Below are 9,285 nucleotides of genomic sequence, written 5' to 3'. Positions count from 1 at the left end.
AGACAAAGTTTTTGGCTTCATGAGCAAGTAATAAGGAACGCTTGTCATCATCATTGCATGCAGGGAAAGTGCCTCACTCTCTACTATTTCTATGAATTCCTGCAAGTCTCCTGTCTCGAATACAGATAGCAACCTGGATAAATTCTTATGAGCCTGGGCAAAACGCGACTTGGCAAACGGGTGGTTGTTCATCAGATCGTGCCCTGCGGTACTACTTACAGTCTTTTCTCCTTTGTGAACCAGCAATATGGTATCCTGATACCCCTGAAAGACCTCGTGGACCTTACCTCCATAAGGTAACCCAACTAGATCAGAACTGTCAGAAAGATCGTTGTGCTTCCCCCATTCTACAATGGGTCCACTAATACTTCTGCAAGCACTTCCAGAGCCTAAACGAGCGAGAAAAGACGCTTTTTTCAATAAAAAATCAGTATCCATAGAAGGTGTCATTCTTTTCTCTATGTCCATAAGGCATAAAGCCAGGGCCGCCATCCCACTTGCAGAAGAGGCTATCCCACTACTATGGGGAAAGGTATTGCTGGTATCGATCTTTAGATGATACTCACTTAAAAAAGGCAAATATTTGGAAATACGCTGAAAGAAGGTGTTGATCTTAGGTCGAAATTCTTCCTTGGATTTCCCTTCAAAAAGAAGATCAAATGACGGTCTACCGTCACCCTTTTCCTTTCTTTCATATGCCACTGAAGTGGTGGTAGCAGCATTGGAAAGCGTAAAACTAATAGAAGGATTTGCCGGGATCTGATCTGGAAATTTTCCCCAGTATTTTACCAAGGCTATATTGCTTGGTGCCCTCCATGTTGTGGTGCCGGAAGTAACCAGGGATGGATATTTCGAAGGAATAAATTCCTGTTCGTTCATTCTACGAAAATTTAATACAAAGATAGTTTTTCAACACTTTAGGCAAGCCCTCAATTAAATTAAATTCCTATTTTAGGGTACATAGAATGGTTTCCAATGAAGAAAAAAGCGCTGTACATAGTCATTGCCGTTACCATTTGCCTGCTTATTGGTTTTTTAGCAGGTTTTGCCACCCAAAGTTCTGTAGACACCTGGTATACTACCCTTAACAAACCAAGTTTTAATCCACCAAACTGGATTTTTGCCCCTGTTTGGACCCTATTGTATATCCTTATGGGAATTGCGGCCGGATTGGTCTGGGCCAAGGGTTTTTATCATGTATGGGTTAAAACAGCCCTCTATTATTTTGGATTTCAACTCCTTTTCAACGCCCTATGGAGCATTGTTTTCTTTGGTTTTCAAGAGCCTTTTTGGGCCTTGTTGGTTATTCTTGTCTTGTTGATCCTGATTCTATTAACTATAAAGTGGTTTAAGATCGTCAGCAAACCTGCAGCCTATTTACTTCTCCCATATCTACTATGGGTGAGCTTTGCTATGATTCTGAATTACAAGATCTGGGAATTGAATTAAGTATTTGATTTGCTTTCCTTTTAGGTGTTCTTCCTAATTATGCTAAATAAAATAATTCCTTTACATTTAAAGAATTGGAACATTATAATAGAACATAGAACAAAGGACCTATATGCAATCATACATTCTGGCCCTGGACCAGGGAACTACAAGTTGCAGGGCACTGGTATTAGACAAAAAGGGTACTATTATCTCCTCGGCCCAAAAAGAATTTACACAACACTTTCCAAAACCCGGATGGGTAGAGCACGATGCACTTGAGATTTGGAATACACAGGCTGAGATGATGAAGTTGGCCCTCGATCAAAAGAAGATATCTCCAAAGTCTATTGCTGCCATAGGTATAACCAATCAGCGCGAAACTGTTGTTATATGGGACAAGAATACCGGACTTCCAATATATAATGCCATCGTTTGGCAAGACAAACGAACCGCCGATTACTGTGATTCTTTAAAAAAGGAAGGATTGTCGCCCATGATACGGCAGAAAACCGGTTTGGTCATAGACGCCTATTTTTCCGGCACCAAGGTAAAATGGATTCTAGATCATGTTGAAGGTGCCCGCGAAAGAGCCGAGGCCGGCGATCTTCTAATGGGGACCATAGACAGCTGGCTTATTTGGAAAATGACAGACGGTGACATGCATATCACAGATGTAACCAACGCTTGCCGTACACTATTTTTTGACATCAATACCCTGGCCTGGGATGCCGAATTATTAAAAATGTTCAACATTCCTTCATCCATACTCCCTGAGGTTAAATCTTCTAGTGAGGTATATGGCCATACATCAGAATCACTTTTAGAAATAAAAATACCGATCGCAGGGATTGCCGGAGACCAGCAGGCAGCCCTATTTGGCCAAATGTGTACAAAACCGGGAATGGTAAAAAATACGTATGGTACAGGTTGTTTTATGTTGATGAACATTGGAGATAAACCTATAGTTTCTAAAAACAATTTACTCACCTCAGTGGGGTGGCAGATCAATGGAAAAACCCAATATGTTCTGGAGGGCAGTATTTTTATTGCCGGGGCAGTAGTACAATGGCTTCGCGATAGTCTGAAGATCATCAACTCTTCTGCTGAAGTGGAACAAATAGCCTGCTCCGTGGATAGTTCGGACGGCGTATACTTTGTGCCGGCTTTTGCAGGTCTGGGTGCACCTCATTGGAATCAGCATGCCAAAGGATCTATTTTTGGGCTTACCAGAGGAAGTACCTATGCCCATATAGCCAGAGCGGCGCTGGAGTCGATTGCATATCAGACCATGGATGTCTTAAAAGCGATGGAGGCAGATTCTGGCATTACAATCAAGGAATTACGCGTAGATGGAGGTGCCACCGTTAACAACTTGCTGATGCAATGCCAGGCAGATGTTCTCAATACTATTACCGTTAGACCTAAAATTGTAGAAACTACAGTGATGGGCGCCGCCTTTCTTGCCGGATTGGCCGTTGGCTATTGGAACGATCTTGAAGAAATACAAGCCATCTGGGAAACTGAACATCGATTTCTTCCAAATGAAGATAGGACAGAAATAGAAGCAGGGATCAAAGGCTGGTATAAAGCTATTAATGCTCTGGAATATTGGACCAAAGATTCTTAATTTATATATATGACACCTTTTATTGCTGAATTAATTGGAACTGCCCTTTTGATTACCCTAGGATGTGGTGTTGTTGCCAATGTTATTTTGGAGAAAACAAAAGGACAAGGAGGCGGGTGGATAGTGATCACCACTGCATGGGCCTTTGCCGTTTTTGTGGGTGTAGTAGTGGCAGCACCCTATAGCGGAGCACATATAAATCCTGCAGTTACCATTGGCTTGGCAGTCGCAGGTAGTTTTGAATGGTCTGAAGTTCCCTCCTACCTCCTGGCACAACTTCTGGGGGCAATGCTCGGAGCCTTTTTTGTATGGATCACGTATAAGGATCACTTTGATATTACCAAAGATAAAAGCTTAAAACTGGGAGTGTTTGCCACCATTCCGGCTATACGAAATTTTGGTTCCAATCTTTTTAGTGAAGTTTTTGGCACCTTTGTTCTGGTCTTTACCATTTTATTTTTTACAGATGCTTCAATGGCCACAACAGAAGAGATCATAGGCCTTGGATCTCTGGGTGCACTACCTGTTGCGCTTCTGGTCTGGGTAATAGGGCTGGCATTAGGCGGAACTACTGGCTATGCCATTAATCCTGCCCGTGATCTGGGCCCTCGACTCATACATGCAATTATGCCCATAAAAGATAAAGGTAGTAGTGATTGGGCCTATTCCTGGGTACCTATTTTAGGGCCAATCCTTGGAGGCATATTAGCGGCCCTACTTTCTTTGATCCTCAATTAAGATAGGATCTCTCTTAAGAATTTGCTATGGCCTGCGCTGCCAGGTAAGATCCGGTCCAGGCATTTTGGAAATTATATCCGCCTGTAATAGCATCTATATTTAAAATCTCCCCTGCAAAATAAAGTCCCGGGTGCAGCTTGCTTCCAAATGTCTTGAAATTGACCTCTTTCAGGTCTATGCCGCCTGCCGTCACAAACTCTTCTTTAAAAGTGCTTTTCCCCTCTACTAAAAATTCACCTGCTGTAAGTTCCCTGGCCAGTTCCTGAAGTTGCTTCTTGGAGATATCGGCCCATTTCTGATCGGGAAGAATACCGGCTGCCTGCACTAATTTCCCCCAAAGCCGTTTAGGAATATCCAAGGGATGCGTTCTAAAGACTGTTTTCCTGGCCTCCAATTCTTTTACTTCCATCAAAAAGGAAAACAGGCCTTGCTGATGATACTCTGGCACCCAATTTACCTGTATCCTGAAACGGTATTGGTAGTCGTGCAAGATCCTTGCGCCCCAGGCAGAAAGTTTAAGGATAGCCGGTCCGCTCATTCCCCAGTGAGTGATCAACAGCGGACCTTCAGAGACCAATTCCTCACTGCGCTCAGCGCTGCTTTTCAGGGATACCGTGATTTTTTTTCCAGGTAGGTCTCTGGATACCACTTTTACTCTGGCGTGAGTGCTAATTCCGGGGATCCCTTCAATACGCGGATCGTGAACATTAAAGGTAAATAAAGAAGGTACAGGTTCTATGATTGTGTGTCCTAACCTTTTTAGAACATTCCACATTTTTGAACTACTCCCGGTAGTAATAAGTAGTCGTTTCGCAAAAAAAGATGTTGTCTTGGTTTGGACCTCATAAACTTCTCTGTTTGCTGAATCAGAAGTAGGAATTAAGATATCAGTTACTGCGGTATTCCTTATTAGATCGATCTTGGAGCTCGCTATGGCGTCCATAAAGCAATCGATAATGGTTTGGGAAGAGTTGGAAACAGGAAACATCCTTCCATCATCTTCGATCTTTAATTCAATACCCCGTTTTTGAAAAAATTCTACGGTATGTTCTGTATGATGGGTGTTAAACGGTCCAAGTAATTCTTTCTCCCCTCTGGGATAATGTTGTGACAGAATTTTGGGATTGAACTGGGCATGGGTTACATTGCAACGACCTCCACCGGAAACCTTTACCTTCCCCAGCACTTGCTTTCCCTGTTCAAGAATAGCTATCTTGAGATCTGGCCTAAATTCTGCCAAATTAATAGCACCGTAGAAACCGGCAGCTCCTCCTCCAATAACAATAACATCATACATTAGTGTGCCCTCTCGGGAAAATTTGTAAAGATTCCGTCTACTTTAAAAGTTCTCATCGCTGCAATGTCCTCTGGTTCATTGACCGTCCAGGTATACACCTTAAAACCTTCATCGTGTAATGCTTTTACTGTTTCAGCATTTAAGGTCTTGTAATATGGGTTGATGGCCACAGCCTCTAACTTCTTGGCAGTTGGTATTGCCTTAATAGGGTCTTCTTCCGTAAGGACGGCAATGGCAATCTCCGGATTTAAAGAACGCATACTTTCCAATTCCTGCCAATTAAAGCTGGAGATAACAAAATCTTCTAATTTCCATCCCTTTTCTGTGATATAGTCGTCTATGATAAAGTTAACCCTGTCTGAGGTATTGGCACCTTTGAGTTCAATGTTCAGGGGCACCCTATGATCTATCAATTTTAGGACATCCTGGAGCATAGGGATCTTGTGATTCCCTTCGAGGATCACTTTTTGCAACTCGAAGATGTTGTAATCTTCAATAAGTCCTCCTGCATTACTAAGTCGTTCCAGACGTTCATCGTGAAAGACTACGATCTCTCCACTTTTTATCTTAAAAACATCGATCTCGATCATATCCACTCCCAGATCCATCGCCTTCTGAATGGAAGCAAGTGTATTTTCCGTCTCATGCCCCATGGCACCCCTATGACCTATAACCAGCATATCATGATTCATTCCTGTACAACTTGAAATTAGTACAATCACTAAGACAATTCCATAATTCTTCATGGCCCATATTGTTTTTCTATAGCTCAAAAATACAACTTGACATGAAAAGTTAACTACCCTTAAAGAATATAGGATATTATTATTTTTTTAATATAATAATTATTGATTCCTTATAAATTATCATAATTTTTTTTATATATGATATTTATTATTTAATACCTTTAACAGTACAACAACCAATTAAATTCAAAACTATGTTTTCAAAACAACATCTTTTGGCTACCATAGTGGCAACGGTCACTATGTTCGTTCTGGGCTACCTGATATGGGGGGTAGCTACTGTTGACTTTTTTGAAGGTCATTCCATAAACAGTGTCATGAAAGACCCACCACTTTTTCCATGGATCATTGCTGGTAATTTAGTTGCCTCATTTGCCCTTTGCGTTATTTATGGCAAATGGGCCCGTGGGTACCACAGTATGGGCGGTGGTTTTCAATTCGGGGTCTGGGTTGGCATCTTTGTGGGATTAGGTATGGGTCTGCTCTGGTATGGCACCAGCGAAATGATGGACCTGGAAGGTCATCTCGTGGAAGCTGGATTAGACATCGTCTTTTACGGAATAGTATGCATGGTGATTGCCCTCATGTTCAAGGCTACCCAACCTAAAAATGAGAGTGCATAAGCATAAAAAAGGGTAGGTGTCCTATTAATTACCGGGGGTACATATCCTTATTCCTTTAGTTTAAGAATATAGGATTGAAGTGGGGCCAGCGCTACATCGAAAAGGCCCTGCCCTTCTTCAACCTTAAGCGTAACCGTCGTTTTAGTATAAAGCAGATCGGTCATTTCATACGATGATCCTTCCATTAAGTTCCAGGCCTCCACAACTGAAGGTGGTATTTTCATTTGTAATTGGTAAGATTCATTAGAATCGAAATTGGAAAGCACCAGGAGACGCTCTTTATCTTTCCATCGAACAAATGATAACACTCTGTAGTTATATCCCTCTGAATGATCTCTATTGTAATAATGAATATCTTCATAGACACCCATCAGGGCATCATTGCTTATGGTAACATTTAAAAGGCGCTTGTAAAAATCGCGCAGTGCTGTTTCCTCATCAGATAATTGCCCCCCGTCGAACTTCTTATTATTGACCCATCGCTGATGATGGGGCACCCCTATATAGTCAAAAATCGATGTTCTGGAAGGGGATCCAAAACCGGCATTTTCGGCTCCGGGCTCTCCTACTTCCTGACCAAAATATATCATGGTGGGAGAGGTACTTAAGGTGGCAGATACCACCATGGCGGGTTTACCTATTTGGGCGTTACCAACAAATTCCGGACTGGCAATTCGTTGTTCATCATGATTTTCCAGAAAATGCAGCATATGGTGTTCAATATCCATCATCCCTTTTTGTACCACTGGGATATGGTCTGTCCATCCATGTCCTTGCATTATATGTTTTAAACTATCATAGAGTTCTACCTTATCGTATAGGTAGTCCATTTTACCCTTAAAAATATAGTCCCTGTAAAGCGAAGGATTATAGACCTCGGCCAATATCAGGGCCTTCTCATTCTTTTCTTTAATATGAGAATTTAAGTAGCTCCAGAATTCCACAGGGACCATCTCAGCCATATCAAACCGAAAACCATCTACCCCCATATCTAGCCAATACAGAGCGATGTCCTTAAATTTTATCCAGGAATCTGGCACGGCTTTACCCGACCAAAAATCGAGATGCTCCTTAGGTGTCTTAGATCCATACTCATCCGGTAATTGCTCAAAATCAATATTCCCATCCGGGCTAACACCATAATTTATCTTTACAGTCTCATACCAGTCATTCATATCTGGCTGGGCTTTTCTAGACCCGTTGCCGGTCCATTTTGCAGGATCTTCAGGGAAGTAGTGATCTACCAGGGGATGCGGATCACCCCCCAATGGCTGATACCCGTTGGTCCATTCGGGCACTTTAAATGATGCCCCGGGTATATAATAAAAGTTATTATCCTTTTGATACTCTAATGAAGTATTATCAGATGCTCCAAAAGGTTCTTTCCCGGGAGGTGTTGAGGAACCTTCGTAATGTCTGGCCACATGATTTGGTACAATGTCTATGATCAATTGCAGGCCTGCCTTATGGGTCCTGCTGATTAGCTCTTTAAATTCCTCCAGGCGTCTTGTGGGGTCTATTGCAAGATCCGGATTTACATTGTAGTAGTCCTTTACCGCATATGGAGAACCGGCCCTTCCTTTGATGACATCAGGATCATCGTTGGTAATTCCATAGGCCATATAATCAGTAACGAGTGCATGGTGAGGTACACCGGTATACCAAATATGGGTAACCCCAAGATCCTTTATTTCCTTTAATGCCTTGGGTGTAAAATCATTGAATTTCCCTACCCCGTTTTCTTTAAGGGTCCCCCATGGTTTATTGGTGGTAGTTGTGTTCCCAAAAAGCCTCGTAAAGACCTGATATATTACTTTTTTTCTTTCTTTTTTCATAATTGTAACTTCCTTGGCATCCTTTGAAAATTCCTGATCATTCTTGCAGGCAATGACTGCCAACACAAGAATTATAACGATCAGATACCGTCTTATCATATCCTTTTAATTTGAGAGCAGTAGTACTCCCTTATTCTTTAGTTGAAGTTCATTTCCTATGACCACCTCTTCACCTGAAATTATATCACGAAAATTAGAACCAAGGATATCCAATTCCCTTAAACGGTCCATGGAGAGGGAAACGGGTTGCTCATTTTTGTTTAAGATCAACAAGACCTTCTTATTCCCTTTTTGCCTAACTAACATATAGATCCCATTTTCAGGTGCAAAGTGTTTAGTGGCCCCCTCATGAATTGCCGGTTCACTCTTTCTAAAGAGCATCAGTGTTTTTAAAAATTCCTGCATTTTCTTTACCCTGTCGCTCAATCCTTTTCCTGTGAATGCATTTATCTTATCCCCTGCCCATCCTCCGGGAAAATCAGTCCTGATGAGTCCATGGTCCCCCGGTTTTTTACTATTATCCATTAGTATCTCCGTGCCGTAATACACTTGCGGAATACGCGGGGTCATAAGGATAAAGGCCAGTGCCATTCTTGTTAAGGTTTCATCTTTATTCAGTTGGGTATAGACACGGTCCATATCATGATTGTCACCAAAAAGCATCATGTCTTTAGGAGAAGCATAATGAAAATCGTTTGCCAAACCCTCGTATAATTTTATCAAGCCTTTATTCCAATCTTCTTTCTCTTTTAATGCATCCACAAGTGTTTGCTGCATGGGAAAATCCATGGTACAGCGAAGGTATGATTTGAACCCATCGCTATTGTTAGCACCTTGTTGCCAATACCCTACCACCAGCGGATTAAGGCTCCATTCTTCTCCTACGATAGAGAAATTTGGATACTCTGTCATGATCCTTTTTGCCCATTGAGCCATAAAGTTTTTATCCGGATACGGGTAAGTGTCCTGTCGTATACCCCCCAAAGAG

The 9,285-nt window shown here is 41.9% G+C and carries 9 protein-coding genes; 4 read left to right on the top strand and 5 right to left on the bottom strand.

From position 1 onward, the window contains the following. The coding region (locus Q0X72_RS11735; protein WP_297765581.1) for a diphosphomevalonate decarboxylase at positions 1 to 879 on the bottom strand (879 nt) is incomplete at its 3' end. Between the two features lie 96 nt (positions 880 to 975). Here Q0X72_RS11735 and Q0X72_RS11730 point away from each other — a divergent pair. From Q0X72_RS11730 to Q0X72_RS11720, 3 genes are all read left to right on the top strand, one after another. Continuing rightward, complete coding sequence (locus tag Q0X72_RS11730; RefSeq protein ID WP_297765578.1) at positions 976 to 1,449, top strand: TspO/MBR family protein; 474 nt, start codon at positions 976 to 978, stop codon at positions 1,447 to 1,449. A gap of 112 nt (positions 1,450 to 1,561) precedes the next feature. Further along, positions 1,562 to 3,058 (top strand): glycerol kinase GlpK, encoded by a 1,497-nt coding sequence (glpK, locus tag Q0X72_RS11725; protein ID WP_297765575.1) that lies wholly within the window; start codon positions 1,562 to 1,564, stop codon positions 3,056 to 3,058. Positions 3,059 to 3,067: 9 nt separating this feature from the next. Continuing rightward, positions 3,068 to 3,796: an MIP/aquaporin family protein gene (locus Q0X72_RS11720; protein WP_297765573.1), complete on the top strand. Its 729-nt coding sequence runs from the start codon at positions 3,068 to 3,070 to the stop codon at positions 3,794 to 3,796. A 13-nt stretch (positions 3,797 to 3,809) separates the two neighbouring features. On the opposite strand, the gene Q0X72_RS11715 is transcribed toward Q0X72_RS11720, so the two are convergent. Beyond that, complete coding sequence (locus tag Q0X72_RS11715) at positions 3,810 to 5,093, bottom strand: NAD(P)/FAD-dependent oxidoreductase (RefSeq protein WP_297765571.1); 1,284 nt, start codon at positions 5,091 to 5,093, stop codon at positions 3,810 to 3,812. Beyond that, the gene (locus Q0X72_RS11710; protein ID WP_297765568.1) at positions 5,093 to 5,839 is read right to left on the bottom strand and encodes a glycerophosphodiester phosphodiesterase family protein; all 747 of its coding nucleotides are present in this window, start codon (positions 5,837 to 5,839) and stop codon (positions 5,093 to 5,095) included. The genes Q0X72_RS11715 and Q0X72_RS11710 overlap by 1 nt, the downstream gene beginning before the upstream one ends. Before the next feature lie 194 nt (positions 5,840 to 6,033). Between Q0X72_RS11710 and Q0X72_RS11705 the strand changes: the two genes are divergently transcribed. Continuing rightward, entirely contained in the window at positions 6,034 to 6,462 is a 429-nt protein-coding gene (locus Q0X72_RS11705; protein WP_297765565.1) for a hypothetical protein, read from the top strand. Positions 6,463 to 6,509: 47 nt separating this feature from the next. Here Q0X72_RS11705 and Q0X72_RS11700 read toward each other — a convergent pair whose 3' ends face one another. Continuing rightward, positions 6,510 to 8,396 carry an alpha-amylase family protein gene (locus Q0X72_RS11700; RefSeq protein WP_297765561.1) on the bottom strand — a complete coding sequence of 629 codons (1,887 nt, stop codon included), beginning with the start codon at positions 8,394 to 8,396 and terminating at the stop codon, positions 6,510 to 6,512. 6 nt (positions 8,397 to 8,402) lie between these two features. Then, positions 8,403 to 9,285: cyclomaltodextrinase C-terminal domain-containing protein (locus Q0X72_RS11695; protein ID WP_297765558.1), on the bottom strand; the 883-nt coding region annotated here is incomplete at its 5' end.

Source organism: uncultured Muriicola sp., assembly GCF_947258935.1.
Lineage (GTDB): Bacteria > Bacteroidota > Bacteroidia > Flavobacteriales > Flavobacteriaceae > Muriicola.
The sequence above is the reverse complement of the archived record's forward strand: the minus strand, read 5'-3'. Positions and strand labels throughout refer to the sequence as shown.

Excerpts from the sequence above, each read along its gene's own strand:
- Q0X72_RS11730 (WP_297765578.1), top strand. The coding sequence starts at position 976 with ATGAAGAAAAAAGCGCTGTACATAGTCATTGCCGTTACCATTTGCCTG.
- glpK (WP_297765575.1), top strand. The coding sequence starts at position 1,562 with ATGCAATCATACATTCTGGCCCTGGACCAGGGAACTACAAGTTGCAGG.
- Q0X72_RS11720 (WP_297765573.1), top strand. The coding sequence starts at position 3,068 with ATGACACCTTTTATTGCTGAATTAATTGGAACTGCCCTTTTGATTACC.
- Q0X72_RS11715 (WP_297765571.1), bottom strand. The coding sequence starts at position 5,093 with ATGTATGATGTTATTGTTATTGGAGGAGGAGCTGCCGGTTTCTACGGT.
- Q0X72_RS11710 (WP_297765568.1), bottom strand. The coding sequence starts at position 5,839 with ATGAAGAATTATGGAATTGTCTTAGTGATTGTACTAATTTCAAGTTGT.
- Q0X72_RS11705 (WP_297765565.1), top strand. The coding sequence starts at position 6,034 with ATGTTTTCAAAACAACATCTTTTGGCTACCATAGTGGCAACGGTCACT.
- Q0X72_RS11700 (WP_297765561.1), bottom strand. The coding sequence starts at position 8,396 with ATGATAAGACGGTATCTGATCGTTATAATTCTTGTGTTGGCAGTCATT.